At 56.9% G+C, this 23,334-nt stretch carries 21 protein-coding genes and 1 pseudogene; 7 read left to right on the plus strand and 15 right to left on the minus strand.

The genetic code is table 11. The features are described from left to right. Positions 1 to 228: 228 nt before the first annotated feature. Positions 229 to 573 (plus strand): low affinity iron permease family protein, encoded by a 345-nt coding sequence (locus tag D460_RS0115265; protein WP_018899432.1) that lies wholly within the window; start codon positions 229 to 231, stop codon positions 571 to 573. Positions 574 to 842: 269 nt separating this feature from the next. Here D460_RS0115265 and D460_RS0115275 read toward each other — a convergent pair whose 3' ends face one another. The 4 genes from D460_RS0115275 to D460_RS36760 form a co-directional block, all read right to left on the minus strand. Further along, positions 843 to 1,259: a low affinity iron permease family protein gene (locus D460_RS0115275; RefSeq protein WP_018899434.1), complete on the minus strand. Its 417-nt coding sequence runs from the start codon at positions 1,257 to 1,259 to the stop codon at positions 843 to 845. 433 nt (positions 1,260 to 1,692) lie between these two features. Then, a complete protein-coding gene (locus D460_RS0115280; RefSeq protein WP_018899435.1) occupies positions 1,693 to 3,504 on the minus strand; it encodes a PAS domain S-box protein in 1,812 nt (603 codons plus the stop codon). Between the two features lie 324 nt (positions 3,505 to 3,828). Continuing rightward, the gene (locus tag D460_RS0115285) at positions 3,829 to 4,278 is read right to left on the minus strand and encodes a ferritin-like domain-containing protein (protein WP_018899436.1); all 450 of its coding nucleotides are present in this window, start codon (positions 4,276 to 4,278) and stop codon (positions 3,829 to 3,831) included. A gap of 431 nt (positions 4,279 to 4,709) precedes the next feature. After that, a complete protein-coding gene (locus tag D460_RS36760) occupies positions 4,710 to 4,943 on the minus strand; it encodes a hypothetical protein (RefSeq protein ID WP_245267761.1) in 234 nt (77 codons plus the stop codon). On the opposite strand from D460_RS36760, the gene D460_RS36765 reads away from it, so the two are divergent. The 6 genes from D460_RS36765 to D460_RS0115310 all read left to right on the plus strand — a co-directional run bounded on the left by D460_RS36765 (position 4,861) and on the right by D460_RS0115310 (position 8,493). Beyond that, positions 4,861 to 5,091 (plus strand): RT0821/Lpp0805 family surface protein, encoded by a 231-nt coding sequence (locus D460_RS36765; RefSeq protein ID WP_245267759.1) that lies wholly within the window; start codon positions 4,861 to 4,863, stop codon positions 5,089 to 5,091. The two genes, D460_RS36760 and D460_RS36765, sit on opposite strands and share 83 nt — an antisense overlap. 94 nt (positions 5,092 to 5,185) lie before the next feature. Continuing rightward, entirely contained in the window at positions 5,186 to 5,539 is a 354-nt protein-coding gene (locus D460_RS35145; RefSeq protein ID WP_018899437.1) for a hypothetical protein, read from the plus strand. A 120-nt stretch (positions 5,540 to 5,659) separates the two neighbouring features. Next, positions 5,660 to 5,896 carry a hypothetical protein gene (locus tag D460_RS0115295; protein ID WP_018899438.1) on the plus strand — a complete coding sequence of 79 codons (237 nt, stop codon included), beginning with the start codon at positions 5,660 to 5,662 and terminating at the stop codon, positions 5,894 to 5,896. Positions 5,897 to 6,078: 182 nt separating this feature from the next. Next, positions 6,079 to 7,509 (plus strand): PAS domain-containing protein, encoded by a 1,431-nt coding sequence (locus D460_RS33135; RefSeq protein ID WP_018899439.1) that lies wholly within the window; start codon positions 6,079 to 6,081, stop codon positions 7,507 to 7,509. Positions 7,510 to 7,748: 239 nt separating this feature from the next. Beyond that, positions 7,749 to 7,940: a CsbD family protein gene (locus D460_RS0115305; protein ID WP_018899440.1), complete on the plus strand. Its 192-nt coding sequence runs from the start codon at positions 7,749 to 7,751 to the stop codon at positions 7,938 to 7,940. A 370-nt stretch (positions 7,941 to 8,310) separates the two neighbouring features. Further along, positions 8,311 to 8,493 carry a hypothetical protein gene (locus D460_RS0115310; protein ID WP_018899441.1) on the plus strand — a complete coding sequence of 61 codons (183 nt, stop codon included), beginning with the start codon at positions 8,311 to 8,313 and terminating at the stop codon, positions 8,491 to 8,493. 208 nt (positions 8,494 to 8,701) lie between these two features. Here the strand turns inward: D460_RS0115310 and D460_RS0115315 are convergent, their stop codons facing one another. The 11 genes and pseudogenes from D460_RS0115315 to D460_RS0115365 all read right to left on the minus strand — a co-directional run bounded on the left by D460_RS0115315 (position 8,702) and on the right by D460_RS0115365 (position 23,330). Next, positions 8,702 to 8,980: a hypothetical protein gene (locus D460_RS0115315; protein ID WP_018899442.1), complete on the minus strand. Its 279-nt coding sequence runs from the start codon at positions 8,978 to 8,980 to the stop codon at positions 8,702 to 8,704. Between the two features lie 317 nt (positions 8,981 to 9,297). Continuing rightward, complete coding sequence (locus tag D460_RS0115320; RefSeq protein ID WP_018899443.1) at positions 9,298 to 11,571, minus strand: glycosyltransferase; 2,274 nt, start codon at positions 11,569 to 11,571, stop codon at positions 9,298 to 9,300. Then, positions 11,568 to 14,798, minus strand: a complete 3,231-nt coding sequence (locus D460_RS0115325; RefSeq protein WP_018899444.1) for a glycosyltransferase — start codon at positions 14,796 to 14,798, stop codon at positions 11,568 to 11,570. Before D460_RS0115325 ends, D460_RS0115320 begins: the two co-directional genes overlap by 4 nt. A 16-nt stretch (positions 14,799 to 14,814) precedes the next feature. Then, positions 14,815 to 15,945, minus strand: a pseudogene (locus D460_RS0115330) (glycosyltransferase family 1 protein); the annotation flags it as partial. A 39-nt stretch (positions 15,946 to 15,984) separates the two neighbouring features. Beyond that, positions 15,985 to 17,169, minus strand: coding sequence for a glycosyltransferase (locus D460_RS0115335; protein WP_018899446.1), 1,185 nt, complete (start codon positions 17,167 to 17,169; stop codon positions 15,985 to 15,987). Positions 17,170 to 18,580: 1,411 nt separating this feature from the next. Then, positions 18,581 to 18,787 carry a hypothetical protein gene (locus D460_RS0115340; RefSeq protein WP_018899449.1) on the minus strand — a complete coding sequence of 69 codons (207 nt, stop codon included), beginning with the start codon at positions 18,785 to 18,787 and terminating at the stop codon, positions 18,581 to 18,583. A 123-nt stretch (positions 18,788 to 18,910) separates the two neighbouring features. Then, positions 18,911 to 19,144 carry a hypothetical protein gene (locus D460_RS0115345; RefSeq protein ID WP_018899450.1) on the minus strand — a complete coding sequence of 78 codons (234 nt, stop codon included), beginning with the start codon at positions 19,142 to 19,144 and terminating at the stop codon, positions 18,911 to 18,913. A 787-nt stretch (positions 19,145 to 19,931) separates the two neighbouring features. Further along, positions 19,932 to 20,231 carry a DUF982 domain-containing protein gene (locus tag D460_RS0115350; RefSeq protein ID WP_018899451.1) on the minus strand — a complete coding sequence of 100 codons (300 nt, stop codon included), beginning with the start codon at positions 20,229 to 20,231 and terminating at the stop codon, positions 19,932 to 19,934. Between the two features lie 135 nt (positions 20,232 to 20,366). Beyond that, positions 20,367 to 21,266, minus strand: a complete 900-nt coding sequence (locus tag D460_RS0115355; RefSeq protein WP_018899452.1) for a sugar phosphate isomerase/epimerase — start codon at positions 21,264 to 21,266, stop codon at positions 20,367 to 20,369. Between the two features lie 76 nt (positions 21,267 to 21,342). Continuing rightward, positions 21,343 to 22,281 (minus strand): ABC transporter substrate-binding protein, encoded by a 939-nt coding sequence (locus D460_RS0115360; RefSeq protein ID WP_018899453.1) that lies wholly within the window; start codon positions 22,279 to 22,281, stop codon positions 21,343 to 21,345. 65 nt (positions 22,282 to 22,346) lie between these two features. Then, positions 22,347 to 23,330, minus strand: coding sequence for a ribose ABC transporter permease (locus D460_RS0115365; protein WP_018899454.1), 984 nt, complete (start codon positions 23,328 to 23,330; stop codon positions 22,347 to 22,349). Positions 23,331 to 23,334 lie beyond the last annotated feature (4 nt).

Genomic DNA, 23,334 nt, shown 5'->3' on the forward strand with positions numbered 1-23,334 from the left:
TGCGTGTCATGAAGGCGATCAACTGGGAATATCCGGCTCAAGCGCGAGCGCAGTGTCAGCGTGACGAATATCCTCATTTTCTGTAAAGTTCGGCTACGATCTTCTTATGCGAGTTGCCCCACCTTTCGTCTTGCCCTCGCATGTCAGCCCGAAGACTGCCGCGTTCTCTTGGATCGACCAAATGCTTTAGGCGTCGGAACCCTTCCATTCCAAAACCATTTTATCAGCATGAAGGTCGGAGCCGCATTCCTTAGACTGTCGGAGACCGCCGTTTGGTTGGCGGGACATCGGCTTGTTCTGGCGGGCGCCGCCGCACTCGTCACCGTCTGGTGCGCAGTCGGAACTGCACTCGGCCTGCCAAGGGAGTGGCATCTGATCTCGTCAATTACCGGCACGCTGGTGACCCTCTTCCTGCTTCTCATCATGCAGCACAGCCAGAACCGGGACATGGCGGCACTTCAGGTCAAGGTCGATGAACTTATTCGGTCCAGCCCGGCAAGAAACCATATGATTGGTGTCGAGCGCCTCGAGGCTGAAGAACTCGCGCGACTGGCGGACAATAAAAGTTTCTGAGGGGCATAGCGTTGAGACCTCAAGCGCCATCGAACCTTATCACGTCTGACATCGCCGCCGACGACCCATGCTCAAGGAAATAACTATAGAAGCTCTACTCGACGCGCTTGCACAGAAGACAGGGTTCGTCCCTCAACTGCATGAGCTTGATGCGATCCCGGCGCGCTCAGAGAAGCAGCAGTAACGAGATCCGTTTATCGGCTCGTTTGCGAAGGACGGATTAGCGCAGAAGGCAGCGCATTTAAAAGGCCGTCGATGGCTTCCCTGGGTCAGGCAGGCTTGCGCTCCCGCTCTTCGGCCTTCTCCTCCGCGACTTCCTCGACACATTCGGCCTTTTCCGCCAGCGTTTTGCTCAGCTCGCGAAGCTCCTGCTCTTCTAGCTTTTCGATTCCGACGAACTTGTTCTGGGCCTGCGAACTCAGGATCAGTTCGTCAAGCTTCGCCTGCAGCGCTTTGCCATCACGGTTCTGCGAATTCTGAAGGACGAAAACCATCAGGAACGTGATGATCGTCGTGCTTGTGTTGATCACCAGCTGCCAGTTTTCGCTATAATCGAAGACAGGGCCCGACGCCGCCCAAGCGACGACGAGCGCGACCGCGAGTACGAACGTTGCAGGCTTTCCGGAAAGATCCGCAACAGTGGTAGCAAACTTCGAAAAACCTCTGGATAAGACGTTATGGCTCATTGAACCCTCATTGTTGCCCAGCGAATGAAAACGCGATCTCGGGCGCTGCGGTTCCTGGCATGGGACTTCAGTCTGAGGGCGCAAAGGTACAACGCTCGGGTTGTCTGTACGCTTTGATTCCGATCAAGGCGGTATTCGCTTGACCGTGAAGCAAAGAACAACACGTTTCGGCAAGGGCACCTCAGTTCAATCGCGGTACTTCGTTTCCAGGAAGCATGCCGCAGCTTGCCGGCTGCGCCGTCGCCTATTTTGAGATTAGCGAGTGAGGCCGGGCAGATGGGACGTTCGTCTAGATCGGATGGACAGCATGCGACGACGCATTGCGCGTGGCAAGTTCCGATCAGCTGCAAGCATGCTGTGGTTGCGAGGAAGCTACCCTTTCCCGCGCTAGCGATTGGTTCGCAAGTCGGGCTGCCAGAGCAATATTTGGAAGCTACACGTCTTGTGCCAGCACAGCCTCGATTTCGCAAGCGACACCATCAGGATTGTACGAAATAGACGACTGACCGTTGATCTGAGCGGCGAGGAGCCGCTCGATGAGACGGCTACCGAAACCTTTGCGGGTCGGAGGCTCCACAGTCGGACCGTCCCGCTCGATCCAACTGAATCGCAGCCGACGACTGGCTTGCGAATATGTCCATGAGATCGAGACGGTACCCTGGGAAACAGACAAGGCCCCATATTTGGCAGCGTTGGTTGCGAGTTCGTGGATTGCCAGCGAGAACGACACGACGGCCTTTTGCGGGAGAAGCACCGGGCCACCCTCGACATCGAACTTCTCAGGGGGATAGGGTTTCAACACCTGCTTTATCAGCTCAGCGAGATCGGCACGCTGCCAGTCGTTGTGTGTCAGAAGGTCATGAGCGTGCGCCATCGACATCAGTCTCGCGTTAAACGAGGCTACACTGTCGGCTGCGTCCCCGTCGCGGTCCAGGGTCTGCCGTGAGATCGCCATCACCGTCGCGAAGACGTTCTTGACCCGATGATTGAGTTCTCCGATAAGCACTCGCTGCAAGCGCTCGGCCTCTTTGCGGGCGGATATGTCCTGAGACATTTTCGATGCGCCGATTGCCCTACCACTGCTGTCGTAGATGGGCGATACGCTCAGCTGAACGTCGACCGGACGTCCACTCTTACTAAGTCGCTGGGTTTCGTAGCGATGGATGGTCTCGCCTGCGCTGATTTTGGAGAGGATCTCCGTCTCTTCGTCGCGCCTGCCTTCTGGAACGAGCATGAGCACTGTTTGCCCGATCGCCTCTTCACGGCTATATCCGTAAAGCTTTTCCGCAGCAGCATTCCAGTTCGTGATCCTCATATCCATGTCGATGCTGAGGATCGCATCGTTTGACGATGCGACTATCGAGGCAAGTTGTTGTTCGGACTCCTGTGCAGCCTTGCTCGCCGATATGTCGATGGCAATGAAACCGACCTGCCGGACCGCTCCGTGTTCGTCCTTGAGTGCCGCGACCGAGATAGCCGTCCAAACGAAATCACCGCTCTTGCAAACGCACCGCTTCTCCATGTCGAAGCTTGCGCCCTCTGATATTAGCTGCTCGAACCGTCGCTCCGTCTCCGGCAGATCGTCAGGATGCGTAATATCTTGGAACCTCATACCGACCAGTTCGTCGGCTTCATAGCCCAGCATCTCGCTGAAGCGTCTGTTGACGAAGACCATTCGACCCGAGAGATCTGTCTGTCCGATCCCAGCCGCCGATTGAGAGATGAGAGCGCGCAGACGCTCTTCGCTTTCCTTCAGGGCAAGCTGCGATCGGACGCGCTCGGTCGTCTCGTTCACGATGCAGAAGACACCGCGAACCTTGCCGCTTTCGTCTCTGATGGGGGAGTACGAGATGTCGAAATAAACGTTTTCCGGGTGTCCATGCCTTTCGATGTAAAACGGCCGATCCTTGGCGGAGACGGTCTCGCCTGTGTGGAGCACCCGTCTGAGCAACGGCTCAAGATCATCCCAAAGCTCGGACCAGTTCTCTTGTCCAGGCCGCCCGAATGCTCTTGGGTGGCGCGTGCCGATGCTGGGCGCATAAGCATCATTGTAAAGCGCGACATACTGATCGCCCCAGAACATCACAATCTGGGCGTGCGACGGGAGCATGAGATCGACTGCGGACCTCAGACAGGCAGGCCAGTCACTTGGCGGCCCAAGGATGGAGTCATCCCATGCCCCACTCTCGATCATAAGAGCAATGCCGCTTTTTGCACCTTGCCCCTTTTGAGTTACGTCCGACACGTGTGCTCTTCCACTGTTCGAGCGAATTTACATGCGCGCCAAAAAGTAAGTGATTTCTGATAGATCGCAAGAGCTAACCTGAAAGGTCGAGATAGGTCCATGCCGTGGAAAGTAAGGCCTTTGCGTCCTGATCACGAGGTGACATCCAAAAAGTAGGACTATTTCACCGGAATACAATCCAGCCAAGGGCGCTCCACCCTTCATCTTAAGCGCCCTTTTTCACCCGGACGTCCGCGACGCTCGCGAAATCATTTCGCGGCGAAGCCGACAATCGTTGTTCGGTTGGTTGCACACACTTGACGTGTTTGCGACCACGTCACGAGATCAGAGGGTGTTTGCTGTTGTTTCCATCCAAGCGCGATGTTTTTCCTCGTCCTGACGTGCCTTCATAAAAAAGGCCTTTAATGCCGGAATTGCATCCTCGTGCCGGGCGGCTCGCTCATACGCGGTGACCGTGTCGTCCTCGTTGGTCTTCATGGCCATGAGGATGGCAGCGTCACCCATCATGTCGGCAAGCGCAATCTTGCCGGTCGTCAGCATTTGCTTCATATCGCCTTCCGTCGGCGCCTCGATGCCCAACTCGCGGGCCGTTTCCGTAAGAACCTGTACATGCTCGAGGTGGTCCTCCTTGAAGACCGCAATTTTGCCGGCCAGTTCCCGACTGTTCAAACGCTCGATGCATGAATCGTAGGCGGCGATTGCATCATGCTCCAAAAAAAGGAGGTTCTTGACCAGATCCTTGATGTCGGACTCGTTGCCCACCATGGTTACCATGCTTGTATGTCTCCTATGTTTCAGAGCATGACCAACCTGCAAACGCCATAGTTGTTCCAATGGATCTCGCGCGCGGCATGGCCGGATAGGCGACTGGATAGATCAAAGCGCTGCTGAGCCTCGAAATGGCGTCGCCATCGCGCGATCTCAAGCGCAGCTTGATTACTGCTCGCGCGGGGACTTGGTTGGTGAATGACTTTATAGAGCAGTTTGGTGCTTCAACATTGGTTATCCGCGTGAAACTGGTAAGTCACCCAGTCGCGGCTGAACCAGCACGGCGTCGTACAGAGCCACTCGCGATTTGGTCTTAAACGCGCGAAAGGATGGGCAACGTTAGTTTGGCCAGGACCTAACACGTTTTCGCATCGACACAGCGCTATCGACGTGATCGGCCCGTTTGTAGACACAATCTAATGGCAGTCCCGCAAATATCACTGGAGCAGCAACTTGCCAAAACTTTTGATCTTGATTTCTGCACTACTTGGCGTACTCGCCACCGGCTGCGCTTCCCAAGAGCCATTCGAGACAACCTCCGCGACAAGTCCGACATCCGCGAGCGCTCCGGCTGACGATCGTACTGTCATCGCTGAAGCTGTCGGCAACGCGTCAGCGGGATCGAAACCGCTGGCCTGGGCAAACCCGGAAACCGGCAGCGCTGGCGTCATCGAGCATGTCGAAAATACCACCGGCCAGGAGACTGGGTGCCGAAAATTCACGACAAGTCAGCAAGCCCTCGGCGGAAAAACTCGGTTCGACGGTGTCGCTTGCCCCTCCGGCCAATCGTGGAAGCTTAGCGCGGAAAGCGCCGATTGATCGCGCTCTCACAAGGCATTAGTAACGTCGTCAATATCGTCAAGGTTGCCATCGAAGGCAGTCTTCCGAGCTCAATTAAAACAGGATAGACGGATTGCCGGAGTACCCGATCACGCCCGATAAGCGATATTTCGTCGTCCGCGGTCGCCTGTGGCGGCAGGCTAACCCCGCACTCGACGAAGATACTCGCGATCGTCTGGTGGCCGAGCTCATGGCTGCCCGGCGCGCCGTTCGCGGTGCGACAGCGGGTAGCAGCGAGATGGCGGAAGCACGAGGCCGTATCGACGATGCCAAGGTGGCACTTGGCGAGCGGGGAGCTCCATGGTGGACCGATGGCGCTCCCGACTACAATCGCTACCTCGCCCGAAATACCCCTTACGCTGATTGGTATGCCGAGTTGCAAGATCGTTCATTCACAGCGAAACAATCTTGCGATCTGAAACGTTAGTTGGATCAGTCGGTTACTAATTGCCGATTGAGCAGCGAATGGACGGGCGAGTTGAGACATGGTCAACGCGCGGCTTCGTGCGTCGTGCTCATCCTGAAACGATGTCGCGGAGGACCAGAGTTGACCAAATACTTCTTTCACCTGCGGACCGATGGCATCCTCGAACTGGATGAGGTTGGCGCGGATTTCGATACAGATGACTTGGCTGTTGTCGATGCGTCCAACGCTGCCCGCGAGATGGTGCTCGATGCGGTCATAACGGGAGATACTCCCCTCGTTCAGCAATTCGAAATCACACGCGAAGACGGCACGCTGATCGGCATCATACCGATCCAGGCGGTCATTCGTCTCGGGTAGCAATTCCCAGTTGCTTTGGGTCTTGCACAGACAGACTTTGCCTAATGGCTTTTACCGGTTTTTCTTTCCACGTGCGCTTTTTTCTTAGGTGCGGTACGCACGTTGCAACGCGGCATATCCCTGCAGATAACCTTCTCTCCGAAGGCAGTGACAACGGAACATAACGTGTATATTAATTGGTGATGGACAGTATCGAAGAACGTCGGATCGACCGCGAGATCAATCAAGTAAGCTCAGGTTCCGATCCGTTCGCGGCCGCGATGCGAGCCTCTCGGATGCCGATGATCATCACCGATCCCCGCCGGCCGGACAATCCGATCATATTCGTGAACGAGGCCTTTGCCGCCCTCACGGGATACAGTCGCCAGGAAGCACTGGGGCGAAACTGCCGTTTTCTCCAAGGACCAGGAACGAATTCGGACGACGTCGACAAGATCAGACAGGCAGTCGCGGAGAAGCGCCCCATAGAGATGGATCTTCTCAACTATCGCAAGGACGGTTCGCTGTTCTGGAACAGGTTGCTCGTATCACCTGTCTTCGATGACGGAGAGCTGACCTATTTCTTCGCCTCTCAGTATGATGCGACCTTGGAGAGGACTGCGCCATCGCGTCCCGAACAGCAGGACCTGGAGGCGACGCTCCAACGCCGGATCGCGGATCTGACGGCAAGCGAGGAGAGGTTGAACTTCACCTTGAAAGCCGGAGGTCTCGGCGTTTGGACGCTGGACGTCCAAGAAGGCCGGCTGGTTTGTTCGCCAATCTGCAAGGCGAACTTCGGGCGCGAGCCCGCCGAAAACTTCACCTATGAGGATTTAAGAGCCTCCATCCATCCCGACGACCTGGAACGTTGGCAGCAAACGGTTGGCTCCGCGCTGGAGTCCGATGGCAACCTTCATGTCGAGTACAGGATCGTAAAGCCAGACGGGAGCCTCTCCTGGATCGAAGTGCGGGCGGAGACGAAATTCGACGAGGCGCGGCGGCCACAACAGATGAGTGGTGTCTCGATCGACACGACCGAACGGAGGCAGGCGGAAGCCTACCGGACGATGATGGCTCAAGAAATGGGTCATCGGATGAAGAACATGCTGGCGATCACTCAGTCGATCGTTAACCAGTCGCTGCGCGCCGACGAGCCGATTGAAAGCATCAGGTCGACAATATCGCAACGTCTGGCTGCCCTGTCCCGCTCCGCCGACGTTCTGCGCGGCCGAGAGGTCGACAGCCTAGGCTTGCGGGAAATCGTTCAGCAGGCAGTCGCGCCGTTCAACGAGGCCGGTCGCATCGCGTTCGACGGACCTGACCTGGACGTCTCCCATCGATCGAATACCAGCCTTTCGCTCGCTCTGCACGAGCTTGCGACAAACGCGGTCAAGTACGGCGCGCTCTCCGAGCCTCAGGGCCGCGTGGACATCCACTGGAGCGTTACCGGAGACGACTTTGTGTTCCGGTGGAAGGAAACCGGAGGACCGGTTGTGGTAGAGCCGGAGAGGCGCGGATTTGGGACAAAGCTTATTCAAATGCTCGGCGCGAGCCTTCGGGGCGAGGCAGACATCGACTTTCCTCCCGACGGTCTCTCTTTCATCGTGACAACGTCAAGAGACGCGATGACTTAGGCCTTCCCGCCCCCCTGCTCGCACGCCGAGGGAAATTCCCTTGCATGACGGCAGCAGTGGTGCAGCCATCCCAGCGACCTGCAGGGGCGGCTTGGCTTGCGGACACCCGGCATGCCTTTGGATCCTTTTTGCAGGCCGTCGCGATCGGACGCCTCCAACCAAGGACGCCGGCGCGCGGAACAAAAAAGCATCCATCCCGTTTATTCGGCGAGACGCTTCTGTCTCTGAGGAGAATTTACATGGGTAGCACCAGCGACAAGATTTCCGGTAAGGCAAACGAATTGGCCGGCCAGGCTCGACAGGCTGTCGGTAAGGCGATCGATGACAAAGAAATGCAGGCCAAGGGCGCCGTCCAGGAAGCCAAGGGTGATGCTCAGCAGGCCAAGGGCAACGCGAAGGACGCGGTAAAGAACATTGTTGACCGAGCCTGATACACTGTCAGGTCAAGGAAGGCGCGCCAATGCGGCGCGCCTTTAATGTCGAGTAAACGTCGCCTGCCTGCTAAATGGCAAAGGTGGCGACAATTGTTGAGCTGCCGTGCATGGAAAGCGGTCTACGCCGCCAAGGCCACGCTCGATGAAAGCAAGCCACTGTGGCGGATGGACGGTGATGCTTTTGACACTCACCATGAGTGCGTATCCGCTCTTCACCGTAGCGCGCCAGCCGATCAAGCAATCGAGTTAAGACAACCGGGCATCACGCCGGCTTTACACGTATACGAGATCTTCTGCGGCGCTCGCCTATTGTTGGAACCGTCAAGGCGGTCGCGGGTTTCCTGTGGCCAAGATGAGGAGCGCAAACATGACAAGTGACAAGAAAGCCCAGCAGGCGATCGAGAAGACCGGGAAGAAACCGATCGACATACAGGAGCATCCGCCGGCAGGGCCTCATGACAAGGATCAACTCCAGGACGAGAGCAAGACCCCCGGCGCTGGAACTCTGCCGGACAAGGGCGAGGAGAGCGTGTCGCCGGGCAGTGGCTGACACGGATCACGATGCGGGTTCGGTCGGAAGTGGCGTTGGCCTGGGCCGCGGGCAAGCCACCGAGAAAGAGTTTAGCAGCAGTTCAACAGCTTTGCAGTATCCGTCGCCTCATAAGGGGAGTGAAGAAAAATAGATTTAGTCGCGGTCGCGTCAAAGGCGACCGAGAGTTTCTGTTCGCCGACCTTCGAGGATGAGCAGCCGGTCGGCGTCAGTGGTGCGTCTCGGGCAGGCTCCGGTTAGAATATTGGTGGACCAGCATGATCCCTTGCTCAAGAAGAAGCTCGGCGGCCGGGAGGTCGCGGATGCCGAGGTGTCCAGACAGGCCTCGGATCGTACTGGCCACGCATGTCGAGTTGGTGGCGAATAGAACGTATCCTGCGTCTTCGGCCTCTTCTGCGGTGGCCTCGAGTGCATCGGCGACCGTATCGAGCAGACTGGTGCGCTCCACGATCGTCATTTCGTTCAACGTCTTGGAAATTGCGTTCATGTTGATCTCCTCGCGTGTTCCCGTAGGTCGCGGTGTCATAGCTGAACATTGTCGGCGATGATCGGGAGATGGTGCCCGCAGGCTGCATAAGCAAGGAATAGCTGCCACGCAGCTCACGCATGGCAGCAGCCTCTCCAATGTCGGCGCGCACCTTCTTTCGGCGCCGGCGGTCGGGACCTTTGATTTCGTCTTGTGACCTTTATCGTGCAGCGGTCGCCTTGTCGTCACGTGGCGGGGGACCGCGTCATCCAGCCCGACGGTGTATGAACATATCTAAAAACTAGGTCCCTATAACACCACGAGCGATCCCTGAAATGTCATTTTCTCAAGCCCAACGACCGTGGGCCGCGTGTCGGGAACAAAGTTTCCAAAGCTTCTGCGAACCTTCCATCCGCGACGGTGCGGCGATCACCCACCACCCCCGCGGACAGAAGGCCATTTTCGCACGGACGATCGTCGTCCCATCCCGGATGGTTGACGATTGGATATAGGCAAATCCCCTCCATGGGCACGCCCTGTCGAATAGCTTCGCGCGTCTCGTTTGCCACATAAGTGATCCAGGAGCCTCGCCTGTTTCCCTCAATGCCGGTCTCGGCGATCATCATTGGCCGGCCGTAGCGAGCATAGGTCTCAACGAGAATATTGCGTAGGGGCTTATAGTCGCGGTGCTCCATGTCGATCGGGGGACCGCCATGTATCCATTGGTTGTTGAAGTAATAATTGACGCCAATGACATCGAGATATTGGCGTTTTCCGCCAAGCTGTGGCCACATCCGCCCTTCGATCATGTCCCAGGCCTGGAATTGAGACAGGCGGTGTCCTTCCGCCGCCGCGGCGTCCCAAGGTCGGTGACGATCCCGGACAACGTTGATGCGCGGCTCGCAATGGACAAATCGGGCACGAGGATCAACGTCGCGTATGGCATCCATCGCAGCAATGGCGGCCCGAACCAGTTGCACCTTCAGTTCAAATCCCCTGCCATGGGCGAACGGATTTAGGTAGCGTGCATCCCCTCCGCCCCAGGCCAAGAAAGAAATTTCGTTCACCGGACAGTAGAACGGCACCAGATCGGTCTCTTCTTCAACGACTTGCGCGCATGCCCTGGCAAACCGCGCGAACCGCTCGACGAATGCGGGGGACCAAATGTCGATGTCATCGGGCCATCCGTAATGAAGAAGGTCCCATATGACCTGCGTTCCCGATGTCGTCGCCGCTCTGAGCATCGACCTGACACTTGACCAATCGTAGACGCCATCCCTCTCGATCAGGTGCCACCGGAACCCATCGCGGACAGTTCTGATGCCGAACTCCTGTAGCTGGACGTAGTCATTGTAGGCGTAATCATCGTGCCGCGTCGCCCGTATCACGTCCAATCGCTTGCCCATGATATTCTCGTCTCGTGGACGCAAGCGGTGCGTCGAACATTCGAACCCTGCTTGCAAGAATGATTTGAACACCCTTGATGATTGGCTCACCTTCTGCTCTGTCATCACGTCGCAAAAAAGGCGCTCCCACTGTGGAATGACCGCGCTCACACTGTAGTCCTGGACAACGCGGCGTCTGAGCGCTTCACCCATCCTACGACGCTCGGCTGGCTGAAGAAGATGCCGGATAGCGGCCGCGACCGCGGGTGGGTCGCGATAAGGCACGACAAGTCCCGACAGGTTATTCTCGACTTGCTGAAGCACGCCGGGGTCGGGCGTGACAATGACGGGAAGGGCTGCCGCCCCCGCCTCGGCAACGACGTGGGGCATCCCCTCGCCTTCGGACAGCCACACAAAGATGTCCATAGCAACCATGAGGTCGGGCACATCCGTACGATCGCCAAGAAACTGCACAGAGGCGTCAAGACCCAGAGCGGACGCCTGACGCGCAAGTTCGACGGCATAGTCAGCGTGAAATGCGTCCGGGCCGCCAACGACAAGGAACGTCGCGTCCTTGGCTTCCGTCTTGACGAGCGCCGCCGCGCGGATAAAGTCCTGCACATTCTTTTTAGGATCCAGCCTTCCCACCCAGCCTATGAGAACCTGTTCTTCCTTAAGACCCAGCCGTCGCCTGACTGCGTCACGACGCGCTTGATCAAACTCGCTCAAATCGACCATGGACGGGATCTCGATGGCATCATGTTCTCGATCGGGCATTTTTGCGGCCGCAGCGTCGCGTATTGATCGACAAACACCAACATACTTTGTGGTGAAATGTTTCGGCCCAGCCTGAGCCTCGGAAACTAAGCCACCGTGTTCGATGAGGGGTGGTCTAAGATAAAGGCGCTCGAGAGCGGGATAGATATCTGCCACATTCTGGCATGACACGACGATGTCATAGCCGGAAACCTTGTCCGCCAAATATACGACGGTGTCCTCGAACGACATCTCGTAAGGCGCCGTGTCGACGTCCACGCCCAGTTCAGACAATTGCTGATGTGTCTGATCGGGCATGCCGGATTTGCGAAAGCATGCGACGACGTCGATCCTATAGACCTTCGGATCGAGATTGGCAGCCAGAAGTCGAACCTCTGTTTCCTCGCCGCCCACGACCAGCCAAGCGAAAACAAACAATATCCGGACAGGCGAGTGCTTTGGCTCTGTCATTGGTCCGCCTTGAAGACGACCTGGATAAAATCCGGCCGCTCATTGATGAGCGTGTGCAAAAAGCGCGGCCCTTCCGACAAGGATACGAGATGTGTGATGAGGTGCTCGCGGATGGCGTCGCCATGGCTTTGGAGCAGTCTAATTGTTTCCTGAGCAAGTCGCGTTCTGTTCCACGAACCCGCTACCGGACGCGGAACCCTGTTTATTTGCGCGCATTTGATGTTCAGACCGTTGTGGTGAAATTCCTCGCCAAGCTTCAAGGCGGATGCTCCACCTTGGTAGAAAGCCAAATCGATCACCGTCCCTTGCGGACGCAACGTTTTCAGTGCGTTATTGAGACTTTCCGAGGTGGCTCGGGTCTGAAACACGAAATCGGCGCCTCTCCCCATCGCGCCGTCATGCCATCTGGCCTTGGCATGTTGCCAGACCTCCTCTTCCGTCATGGCAGTCAAGCCGAGTGCTTGCGCCCTCTCGCGTCTGAAGGGCGAGGGATCGCATATCACCACGTCCGATGCACCCGCGTTCAAGGCAAAAAGTGCCGTCAGCATTCCCACAGAGCCTGCACCGTTTACCACAACTGGCCGCCCAGACAGGCTAGCACCCAGATAGGGCACGCTTGCGCCGAAATAGTCTGCGTCCGCATGAAGGATACCATTGGCGGCGATTGGGCCCATCTGCGCGACGAATATTCCGAGAACTGGATCAAGATCGGCGGGGTGGGCGACCAGCACTTCGTGGTCTGGGTTGGCGGTGTGCCCGGTCTTATGACCGAATGTCCCCGATACAATCTGCCCAGGGCTGAAGCCCCTGGCATCGGATTCAGACACACGCGCGACTTCCATATATCCGAGAAACGGTACCGGGTATCTCAAATCTGGTTCGTTCGATATGAAAACGCCGCGGTGGCCATCGAAGCGAGAGTGAAAATACGGATTGGTGTTCTTGAGAAAAGTCAGTTCCGTTCCGGCAGACAGGCCGGTGTACAGTGTCTCTAGCCTGACATGGCCGGGTGCAGGTGGCCCCTCCTGGTATTCAGTGAAATAGGCCTCGCCGGGGCCACTGACGCCGAGCGATCGGATAATCCGGTGCCCAGGTGGTAACCCCTCCGGTTCGTCACCGTTATGGGGCGGCGATCTCAGTGGAGAAAGCAGTTCCCTTTGGAATTGCTTGGTCTCGAGCTTGATCGGCTGGCCGCTTGACACCGAGGACATGACAGCGGTCGCAAGACGGTGGGTGACGATCGCGTCGTCATAAGGGCATCTTATATTGTTTTGAAGCCCCTTTACCGCATCGACGAAATCGCGGTCCTCGCGCCATACAGGGTCACCGTCCGCGCCGCGCACGGGACGACCACGCCCGACGTCGACCATTATGTCGCGGTCGGTCAGTTCGATCGCAAGATTTTCCGCAAATATATGCAGTCCGATGCGGTGGCTCCATCCCAGCAGGCATGTTGACGATACGTTTGCTAGAACACCCGTCTCGAAGGTCAAGCTCGCCGTTGTTACCGTGGGAACATCCAACCCTGGGTAGTCCGAACGATCCTTGTGGCCCGCGCGCCCATAAACGTCTGTCACTTCTCCGACCAGAAAACGCGCAAGGTCAAGAAGGTGGGTCGCCTGCTCGATCATCTGGCCTCCCGACTGGTCCTCCTTCCACCACCATCTTGGCGGCGGCGTGGAATCCAGCCAGTAACCGGACAGAAGCTGTGCAGGATTTTCCCTTAGCAGTTCACGCGCCTCCTCCACGGTATCAAGATAGCGCCAGTGGTAGCCAACGGCGGTGATAAGTCCGCATGCCTTGACTTTGGTGGCGATCTGTTCAGCAAGCGCCAAGTCTTTTGTAACAGGCTTCTCGACAAAGAAGGGTATAGCTCTTTCAATGAGATCAAATTCCGCGTTACCGTGTGCGAAAGGCGGGATGCAGATGTAAACGGCATCAAGCCGCTCGTTGTCCAACATCGCGACGTGATTGTCATAGGATCGCGCACCGAAACGGCTTGCCGCACGATCGGCGCGAGATAGGTCGGGGTCGGCAAAGCCAACGATCTCGACATCTTCGAAGTTTGCTAGAATATCCAAGTGGCGGTTCGCGATGCCGCCGACGCCTATAAAACCGATCCGGGTGCGGGCCATGGTTTCAGTCTCCAATGATGACGTATCGACAAGATGTTTTCGGTAAACTTCAGCTGTTTCATGGGTCATACGAGACGAAGTAAAGTGCGCCTCATAACGCTCTTTCTGCGCGATGACGGTGGCTTCGCGGTCGTTGAGTGCGGCTAGACACATGCGGGCCAGCGCGGGAGCGTTACCAGGTTCCACCAAAAAAGGATGGTCGTGGCCTAAAGCTTCGACACTTCCGTCGATCCTGGTCGCCACGACAGCCAAATTGGCAGACATGGCCTCCAATACGGCAAGCGGCAAACCTTCGAAGCGCGAAGGCAGGACGAACAGGTCCGCAAGGTGCATGAGCTCGAAGACGTCCCGACGGTTGCCTAAGAACCTCACGGCCTGCTCAATGCCAAGTTCTTTGGCCAGTGCCTCGGCCGCCGCCTGCTCCTCTCCCGTGCCGACCAAGACCAGGACCGTCGAAGGGATCGTCTCAAGCACTTGCTGGAAGGCCTTCAATAAGGTGGTGTGATCCTTCTGTGCTGTGAACCTGGCCACCGTCAGGATAACCGTCTTTCCCGAAAGGCCGAGCTCCTCGGATTTAACCGTACGGGACACCGACGCAACGCATGGCTTCACGCCGTTTTTCACAACAGTGATTTGGGCGCTTGCTATACCAGCGGCGACATAGGACTTTTTGGAGGATGTCGAGACAACGATGTGCTGGGCAACGAGGCTGCAGTCCTCGAGGTATTGCCGCTTTTGCTCGGCATCGGTCAGCAGATAGGGGAGATGCTCGGTTCGGATCACTGGAACACCCGACGCACTCCCCGCACGCACGACATCGTGCCCTTCCCACCCGATCCCGGCGTGGACATGCAAAAGCGCGACGTAGCTTTTCGACAGCCATCTTCGAAACTCGTCGTCGTCTGCGGCTAACCTAATACGAAGCCCGACCCGTGCCGCGCGTGGAAGAAGGCCCGTCCTGTCTTCTCCGACTATCGCAACAGTGACGTCGAATTCCGTTGAAAGCCCCTCACCTAGCGCAAGCATATGCTCGCCGACACCGGACGGGTCTCGACTATCGGTCGCAAGGACGACGCGAGGCTTATCAGACATGAAGTTCACGGAATGCAGCTTCTTCTACAAGCGCTTCCATAGCATCGAACGTCTTCTCCCAGGACGATTGGCGAAGTTTGCTGTCGATGACGTCCAGCCATCCACGGGTGCCCTGATCTATCCGACATGCGGCATCGCACGCCGCCACGAAGTCTTGCGTGCCGTCCACGAGAAATACGCCGGGCAGGCCTTCATAGGAGGCGACAACATCTGTTATCCGGGTGCTAACGACCGGCAAGCCGGCGGCAAGATATTCAGGGGTCTTGGTCGGGCTGATGAATTTCGTTGCGTCATTATGGGCAAAAGGCATTAGCGCCACGTCCCAGCCGCTCATGTAAGACGGGAGCTCGTCATACTCTTTTCGACCAAGAAAGTGGATATTTGCGGCACGAGGAAGGTCGTCGTCCGAAATCTTGACCACTGGACCGACGAACACGAAAGAATAGTTGGGGCGAGCGCGCGCGATCTCCGCGACAAGCCCCAGATCCGTCCTTTCATCAATCACACCGGCATAGCCAAGCCGTGGCGACGGTATATTTTCCTGATCAAGCGGACTGCGCTGAATGGACCTTGCTTGCCCAAAGTGCGTGATATCGACACTAGACGGATAGCAGTGGATGTTTTTGTGGCACTCGGCCCGGGAGCGATAAAGGCTTTCACCACCTGTGAAAACCACGTCTGCACGCGCCAGAAGCCTTTGCTCTGCCTCCCGTATGGAGGATGGGGCGAACTTGAAATTCGCCAGCTCATCCATGCAGTCATAGACGACGGCTTGCGCCTCTACATGGCTGGCGATGTCGCACATCATTGGCGTGTAGAACCATAAAACTGGTCGCTCGATCCTCGCCAACTTGAGGACCTGATCGAGGAGGTCTGACAGAGTTTGAAGCCGCTTGCTCTCGGGCCACCAATGCGGAACCCTCGGACGTATAGCCTTGACTGACGAGCCCTTGAACGTGTGGACCTCATAATATGCCAGGTGGTGATCTGTCGGGATGTATTCCTCGAAAAAGATGACGTCTCTGGTACGCGAGAACCTCTCCATCAAATGCTGCGGTCGCTGGAACACAAAATCCCACCGCAGGTGCGAAAAGCAAACAATTGGGGCGTTTCGAGGCGGCGTGTTGAAGGCACTTACAAGGTTCATCGCGGTTCCCCGTGCGCTGTTGTGCCGGTCAACCTGCGTTTAAAATCTTTGTTCCTTTCCCTTGAAAATATGCCGTCCTTTCTTCGTCGACAGGATTGCGTTCGTCAGTTTTTCAATCGAGTGCTGCCATACCCAGTTTTCAAGGACAGTCTGTCTCGGAGAGAACCGTCCAATATCTCCCAAGATATCGGCGAACCCTGTGTGAAAATTCTCCGCGGTTCGCGTCACACCGGTTTCGCGTCGGATGTATTGGAGACCGCACTTCAGCTTTGCATTCGCCAGGACTGGTATCCCCGCGAGCATATACTCGGTGATTATAGCGGGAGCACCGTCGTCGATGCCGCAGACAACACCAAGTCGCGATTGGTTTATCAGCTTGTTTAACGCGCTATAAGAGACGCCGGGAGGCTCGATAAAGTCTACATCAACTGCGAGCCTGTCGGCCATGGCTTTCAGGTCGTCGACCAGTTCACCGTATCCGCAGACGCACAAGGCCTTCAGTTTCCGTGGGAATTTAGCAAGCGCATCGAAGAGGATGTCATGACGCTTGTATGGCTGTGCGGCTGCGATGTAGATGACATCATATACTTTTTCTAAAGGCAGCGGGCCGAACATTGTCGGGGACGCAAACTCGGGACCAATCGGTAGCACGATAGTCTCCACGCCTGGGTAAATTTGTCGAACTTCATCTGACTGCCATTCAGCTCCCGTGATAACCAAGTCGAAGTGTCGTCCCACTTCAAAAGGTACTCTCAAGGATGGGGCATCAATCGAATTGTAGATTTTGAAGCTGGAAGAGCACGCGGCCATGACGTCTTCGCTTACGCCCAGGCCCCACACGCATAGCAGCTCTGGCGCGCCGAAGGCTTGAATGTGGCCAATCATGTCGTTCGAGTTGAAAGGTGCTGCAAAGCCGTTCATCTGGAAGGCACGCCGCCGCAGCGGCGAGGTCACGTCCCGAGGTTCAGACGGAGCCTCGCCGCCCCTCCAATGTGTCCAGATCTCCGCTTCGTCGGCCAACCCGGATTTGACGCACGCCAATGGCAACCGCTCAAGATAGCTTCCCTCAACTGGAAAATCTGAAATCTCAACCTGCCCGGCCGCTTGCGGAACGGCCTGCCATTTGTCCCGATACCATTCAACGGATGGTCGCGGGTCTTCATCAAAAGGGCCCTCTTGGTAGTCACTGATTACGACAACGCGCGAGGAATGTTCTTTTACCATTTGGTATCACCATCGATTGCAGCGGAAGGACACAGGAACTGCTCGTGGCGAACCGTTCTTTCTGAGATGCGTCACTCTCGCATGTCTGGACGTGGGATGGCCGAAAGAGAGGTGAAGGGCATCCTGGAAGAGCTGGTCACCGCCCCCGCCCTGTCCGTCAAGCCTGAGCGACTCCCTCGACAACCGAACCTTCCCGAGCGGCCGTGATGCGAGGGCGCCTGATTGCTTCGTTGGAAGTGCCCTGTTCACCCGATCTGTCAAGATCGTCGTTTTTTAAAACCATTCCTGTTTCCTCGACGCTAACGCTGCTCGAGGATCTCGGTTCCCTATGGTTTCATCCTCTAGAGGATCGTCGCTCTTCCCTATTACCAAACCGAATCCGGGTTCTTTCAGGTAAACCATAAAGGCATGCACGATCTGGGTGTCGGCAAGGGCCGAAGCCTGCGGGCGCTGGGTTTTGTATCACCGGATATTCAACGAAATCTTGCGACGGTCGCCCGCGTGGTCGATCGGTTACCATCCTTCCATGCGTCGGTCGGATCATGTTGCTCTGTCCCTGACTGCTCACCGGCTTTGAGCGCGATGCTGACGCGTGCTGTCTGCTCGACGCAGCCAAGCTGCCCATTGCGTCTGAAGGGTCGACTTTTGATGATACCCCGAAGGTAGTAGGCCCGCTGGTGAAACTTATTCGGCGGCTAAACGTATCCTGATTGCCGAACCCCAACGTCCGCACCTGTTCGGACGTTCGGCCTGACGAAGAGGAGAGCGCGACAGCTCTCCTCTTTCTTCGTCGAAGCGGGACAGCGGATTGCGACGCGGTAGGGCGGAGTAAGGCACGGTTCTGCCCCGGGCCGCAAGCCTAGGCATTCTTTGCTCTCCGGGACACCGTAAACTTTCGGGTTCATAGGCAGCGATGACTTTTGTTGTGCCATCGTCCGAGGCGGCGACGCTAACCTTCCAATTAAATGAGCAAGCCCGGGCCTCTTCCTCACGCTCTTGACAGGCAAAGAGGCTGCTCGGAGCAGCTTCCCGCTGCATCATTAATGGCGACAAATTCAAGCCCACAGGTCGGGCGGATCCGCCGTCCTCCTACCCCACAGGTTTGGGCGTCGGTACTTTACCGCGGCGAGTTGTCCTCTGCAACGTGACCATCGAAAGGCAAATAATTTGGTCGACAATCGCGCCGAGGCGACGGCCGATGATGGCATGCTCCATGCTAGTAAGGATATTATTGTCAGGATGGAGGGTGGCTTTTAGCGTTCCGAGGAGGCACGGCTCACGGCACGCCGAGAATGCGACGCCAGACGCATAAGGTTTCTTAGTGACACAGATGACTATAACAATCTGTCGAAAAGGTCACGTCGTGCGGCCGAGCTGGGCAAGCCGACGGGTTTCATTCTCATCACGACCGCTAGCCTTGCTTTGTCGTTCCGTCACCGTCTGCTCTGACTGACCAAACTTCGCCCTCGCCGTCCTCGTCGATGACACGAGCGAAGGTAGCCCCCTCGATGTCCAGGGTTCTACGCGCCAGGATTTGCGCGTTTTCTTTGAGTTCGATGCCGGCCTCAACGCAGATCAGGCCACTGCTTTTATGATTGTACTCAACACGATAAGTCATTTCAGGTCTGTCTCCATATGGCAGAAAGGTGAGTAACCAACCGCAGCCTCGAAATCTGAGCGAAAATCGACACCGAAGGCACGTGGCTTTCCCGCCCCTTTCATTGCTGCCGCGGCCTCAACGTCAATGGATTGCGATTGAGGTGGGCGCATTCGATTGGATGCCTATCCGACCGACATAAGTGCCAATAAGCGATGACGTGATCGCGTCTACCGTGACAACGCCTCCATTGTAGAGGTCGATCGCAGCGGCACATAGTATTTCGGTCGAGGGGTCGTCGGGCGTCATATTATAATAATCAAACCAGTTTCGTACTGCCTCAGAAATCAGCTTCACAGCCTGGTCGCTTGTAGCCATGGCGCTCACTCCTTACCTTTTGACGCACGCCAAACCGAAATCGCCCACGCCAGCGAGCTGCGCCCTCCACGTGGAAGACAGCCGACAAGGCATCAACGGTCGCTCGAATGAGAGATCGGAAACCGCCGCGTGCCCGCCGGTCTGTGCAATGAGGGAAGTCAACCCTTTGGTCGGCTTTTCGCTGAGCCGCGGTCCCGTTGCAGAGCGGCGATGATCAATGGTGCAGCCGCAATGACAACCCGGCCGAGCGGCACCCTGCGAAGGACCCGGGTCGCCACGGCACTACCGGCGATACCCGCGATCACTTTCCCCCAAGGAAATGCCCCAGAGGTCTCCACATTGTCGGAATTTGTTGTTCGCTTCGGCATATCCAGCTCCTCAATTCGTGCAAGCGCCATCAATATCTTTTGGTAAGGGTTTGACCGAAACCCAATACCGATGCGCGTTAACGAGCGGATGGTAAAAAAAGTTCAATTCGAAGCTTGAACACTTCCCCGATGGTATCGCTGCTGCGCGTTCACCACGGGATCGCCTCGACATGCCTTGAACCCTGCTCTGAACCGGATCCTCATCAAATGTTCCAACGTCCTGCTGCTATAACACCTTAATACACGGCGTGGTCAGCTAGCTTCGTTTTCTCGCGCTCGACGTTTGGATGACGGAGCCGCACGAGGGTCATGGCAAGGCTTTCACGACGCCTTTACTCTTGCCGCGAGCCGGGATAGGTGCTTGACAGGGGACGCCCCTGTTTACCGGCGAGGACTTCCGATGCGACTGGAACTAAACGCTATCTGACAATGGTGATCACAGGAATGTTGGCTTCCCCGGCGGCGTCGATGAACGCCCGTCTCGCGTCCTCTGTGGTCGTTTCTCCTGTGATGGCGTCGACGCAGGTTTTTACCGCGACGACGTATTTTTCACCATCGTCATCTGGCCAGAACTCCAGCAGGACACGCCCGACGTCATAAAGCGTCCTAATTCTAAACGCGTCGCTGTTGGCCATCACGAGCATCAGCGGCGTGAACTCCTTCGTTGTGTGCCAATTCATGTCAATGACCCATTGCAACGTGAACACAACGTCAACCAAGCAAGGATCGTACCGAAGCCGAGAGGGCTACTGAGCAGGCTGGCCACCCGCGCTTACATGCCAGGTCTTGCCAGGAAAGCGGTCCCACTATGGCAGCACTTGTCGTCCACCGAACCGCGGCCGCTGTAAACCATCTTATGCGACCGGCACATGTGCTGTCGTGACCAGATCCGCCTTCAGCCGCGCGGTTTCCAGTCCGAGTTCGATAAATGTACGCGCATGTTTCGCGAGCGCGACATTGTCTTCCCAGAGGTTTCTCCAGATAGCGGTTTTCAGTGAGAGGTCCTCATCCACGATAGTCGTCGAAAAGGACTCGAACGTTACATAGTCGTTCCACCCGATCGCAACGAGAGCGTCGAAGATCGAGGCAAAATCGATGTTACCGGTCCCCAGATATCCGCGATGACTTTCCCCGATATGAACGTAACCGATCTTATCCGCTGCGTTTCGGATTGCTAGGCCGACATCCGCCTCCTCGATATTCATATGAAACGTATCCAGGTGCAGGAAGACGTTGGACGCGCCGGTGTCGCGGATATAGGCCAGTCCCTGCGCCGCGGTATTGAGCATGTTGCTCTCGAACCGATTGACGATTTCAAGGTTCAGGGTCACGCCCGAGGCTTTGGCTCGATCAGCGACTTTCGATAGCGTGGCGACGCTTTGATCCCACCCCTTTCGAGACAATGAATGTTCTTGTTTCCCATGAGCGGAGCTCAGGATTCCCGCCAGCTTGGTGCCGCCAAGGTCGCGAACGAGCGCCACGGCACGATCGAGGATCGCTTCGCCGTTGGCAACAATTGACGGATCAGCGCTGGAGATGTCGCCCTCCGCGGGCAGCCCCATGCTGACCGCGACATCCAGGCCAAGGTCCCGAATACGAGATGCAAGCCACTTTACATCGACCTCATCGGGGTCGAGGTAGGAGAATTCCACAAGTTTGAAACCAAGCTCGTGGGACCGGGCAAGGGTCCTCTCGATCTCATCTTTCGAAGATCCCGCACTCCAGACAAACGAGTGGACACCGATTTTGGACATAGCACCAATTTCCCGATTTTTTTCAGAGTGAGCCCCGTCGAAACCCAAAGGTCCCGACGGGGAAGAAGAGGAGACCTTAACGAGCCGCGGTCCAGCCCTTGTAGTCCTTGATGTTGTCGGCCGTGATCAGCTGAGGATCGAGGAGGACGGTGGGTTCGGCAGGCTTCTTGCCATTGAAGAGGTCGACTGCCATCTTCAGCGAGTCACCCGCCATCGTGTACGGATCCTGGGATGCCGACGCCTTGATCATCGAGTTTCCGCTAGCAAGCGACTTTTCGATATCCGGCGCGCCGTCAACGGCGGTGAAGAAAAACTCGTTCCGGTTGAGCTGCTTGGCGGCGAGTTCCGCACCGATCGCCGTCGGGTCGTTGATGGCAAAGACGGCATCGATCTTGTCGAAGCGTGTCAGAAGGCCCTGCATGACGGCCAGACCGCCGTCGCGCGAACCCTGTGCGTTCTGGTCGTCCGACAGGATCTTGATGTCCGGGCTCTGCGCCAACACATTTTTGCAACCCTGAACGCGGTCGATGATCGAAGACGATGCTGGGCCGTTGATGATGACGACGTCGCCTTTGCCCTTGAGCTTATCGACGATGTACTTGCAGGCTTCCTCGCCTGCCTTGATGTTGTTCGTCATGACGGTCACGTCAGCGCCCGGCGCGGAGACGTCGAATGCTGCAACGATCACGCCTGCGGCCTGCGCCTTCTTCACGGCTGGCGCGATCGCCTTGGCGTCGACGGCGTTCAGCATGATGATGTCGACGCCAGCGGCGACGAAACTATCCATCTGCGAGACCTGCTTATTTAGGTCGTAGTCTGCCGAGACGGACGTCACCTGGACATTCGGGTTGATCTCCTTGGCGCGGTCTTCGATGCCCTTGATGGTGGCGACGAAGAACGGATTTCCAAGAAGACCGACCGAAATACCGATCTTCTGCAGTTCCTTGGCAGAGGCGGGCATTGCAACGGCCGCCGCAAGAGCAGTACCGACGAGCAGTTTAGAAAATAGACGCATACTTTCCTCCATTTTGGCGCTCCCCGCGCCTGTGATCCGGTAATCCCGGTTTCTTGAGCCGCACCTCATGTGCGGCTAAGCCCTTTCAGCCGATAGCGGTCGAGCGCCACAGCGACGATGATGACAAGTCCCTTGATGATGTACTGCCAGATGTCGGACACCCCGACGAGGATGAGACCGTTTGACAAAACCGCGATAATCAGAGCCCCGATCAGCGTTCCCCATATCGATCCGACGCCGCCGACGAAGCTGGTTCCGCCAAGGATAACTGCTGCGATGGCGTCTAGCTCGTAAGCCTGACCGAGCTGAAGACCGTTGGCCGCGTAAAGACGCGCCGCGGACATTACGCCGCCGACGCCAGAGAGAAGACCAGACATCGAGTAGACGAAGAGTAGAACGAGCGGCACCTTGATGCCCGTCAACCGCGCAGCTTCGACATTGCCGCCCACGGCGTAAATCCAAGTGCCGAGCACGGTTCGCTTCAAGATGAACCATGAGATCACAATGGTGACGAGCGCGATGATCGCAAGCCAAGGGATCCCGAAAAGAGAGCCGTTGCCGATGAAATCGAACGGCAGGTCGGCATTGAAGACCGTCGTGTCGTTACCGAGTAACCGGGCTATGCCCCGCATCGCCGTCAACGAGCCGAGCGTCACGATGAACGGTGGCAGCTTGAGGAACGATATGATGACACCGTTGACCACGCCGCACGCCAGCCCCACGCCGATTGCCGTGGGAATACCCAGCATCCCGATTTCGGGATAAAGCGAAACGATGACCCCGACCATCGCGGAGGCGGCCAGGATCGAGCCGACCGACAGGTCGATACCGCCGGTCAGGATGACAAAAGTCATGCCCGCTGCAAGCACGGTGTTGATCGAGGCCTGCTGGGTGACGATCGAAAGGTTGTTGACGCTGAGGAAACGGCCACTCAAAAGATGAAAGCCGAGTGCAAGAATGACCAGCACCGGCAGCATCCCGAGCGCGGTCAATGTCGACCTGAGTTTTGCCTTGCTGGCGTTTGTTTGATCGGTCGATGTAGAGGTCATGATA

Origin of the sequence: Rhizobium sp. 2MFCol3.1 (assembly GCF_000377565.1) — a bacterium.
In the GTDB taxonomy this organism is placed as follows: domain Bacteria; phylum Pseudomonadota; class Alphaproteobacteria; order Rhizobiales; family Rhizobiaceae; genus Rhizobium.

Coding starts and splice junctions, on each gene's coding strand:
- D460_RS0115265 (WP_018899432.1), top strand. CDS start 229: ATGAAGGTCGGAGCCGCATTCCTTAGACTGTCGGAGACCGCCGTTTGG.
- D460_RS0115275 (WP_018899434.1), bottom strand. CDS start 1,259: ATGAGCCATAACGTCTTATCCAGAGGTTTTTCGAAGTTTGCTACCACT.
- D460_RS0115285 (WP_018899436.1), bottom strand. CDS start 4,278: ATGGTAACCATGGTGGGCAACGAGTCCGACATCAAGGATCTGGTCAAG.
- D460_RS36760 (WP_245267761.1), bottom strand. CDS start 4,943: ATGACGCCAGCGCTGCCGGTTTCCGGGTTTGCCCAGGCCAGCGGTTTC.
- D460_RS33135 (WP_018899439.1), top strand. CDS start 6,079: ATGGACAGTATCGAAGAACGTCGGATCGACCGCGAGATCAATCAAGTA.
- D460_RS0115305 (WP_018899440.1), top strand. CDS start 7,749: ATGGGTAGCACCAGCGACAAGATTTCCGGTAAGGCAAACGAATTGGCC.
- D460_RS0115310 (WP_018899441.1), top strand. CDS start 8,311: ATGACAAGTGACAAGAAAGCCCAGCAGGCGATCGAGAAGACCGGGAAG.
- D460_RS0115315 (WP_018899442.1), bottom strand. CDS start 8,980: ATGAACGCAATTTCCAAGACGTTGAACGAAATGACGATCGTGGAGCGC.
- D460_RS0115320 (WP_018899443.1), bottom strand. CDS start 11,571: ATGACAGAGCCAAAGCACTCGCCTGTCCGGATATTGTTTGTTTTCGCT.
- D460_RS0115325 (WP_018899444.1), bottom strand. CDS start 14,798: ATGTCTGATAAGCCTCGCGTCGTCCTTGCGACCGATAGTCGAGACCCG.
- D460_RS0115335 (WP_018899446.1), bottom strand. CDS start 17,169: ATGGTAAAAGAACATTCCTCGCGCGTTGTCGTAATCAGTGACTACCAA.
- D460_RS0115340 (WP_018899449.1), bottom strand. CDS start 18,787: ATGACTTATCGTGTTGAGTACAATCATAAAAGCAGTGGCCTGATCTGC.
- D460_RS0115345 (WP_018899450.1), bottom strand. CDS start 19,144: ATGGCTACAAGCGACCAGGCTGTGAAGCTGATTTCTGAGGCAGTACGA.
- D460_RS0115355 (WP_018899452.1), bottom strand. CDS start 21,266: ATGTCCAAAATCGGTGTCCACTCGTTTGTCTGGAGTGCGGGATCTTCG.
- D460_RS0115360 (WP_018899453.1), bottom strand. CDS start 22,281: ATGCGTCTATTTTCTAAACTGCTCGTCGGTACTGCTCTTGCGGCGGCC.
- D460_RS0115365 (WP_018899454.1), bottom strand. CDS start 23,330: ATGACCTCTACATCGACCGATCAAACAAACGCCAGCAAGGCAAAACTC.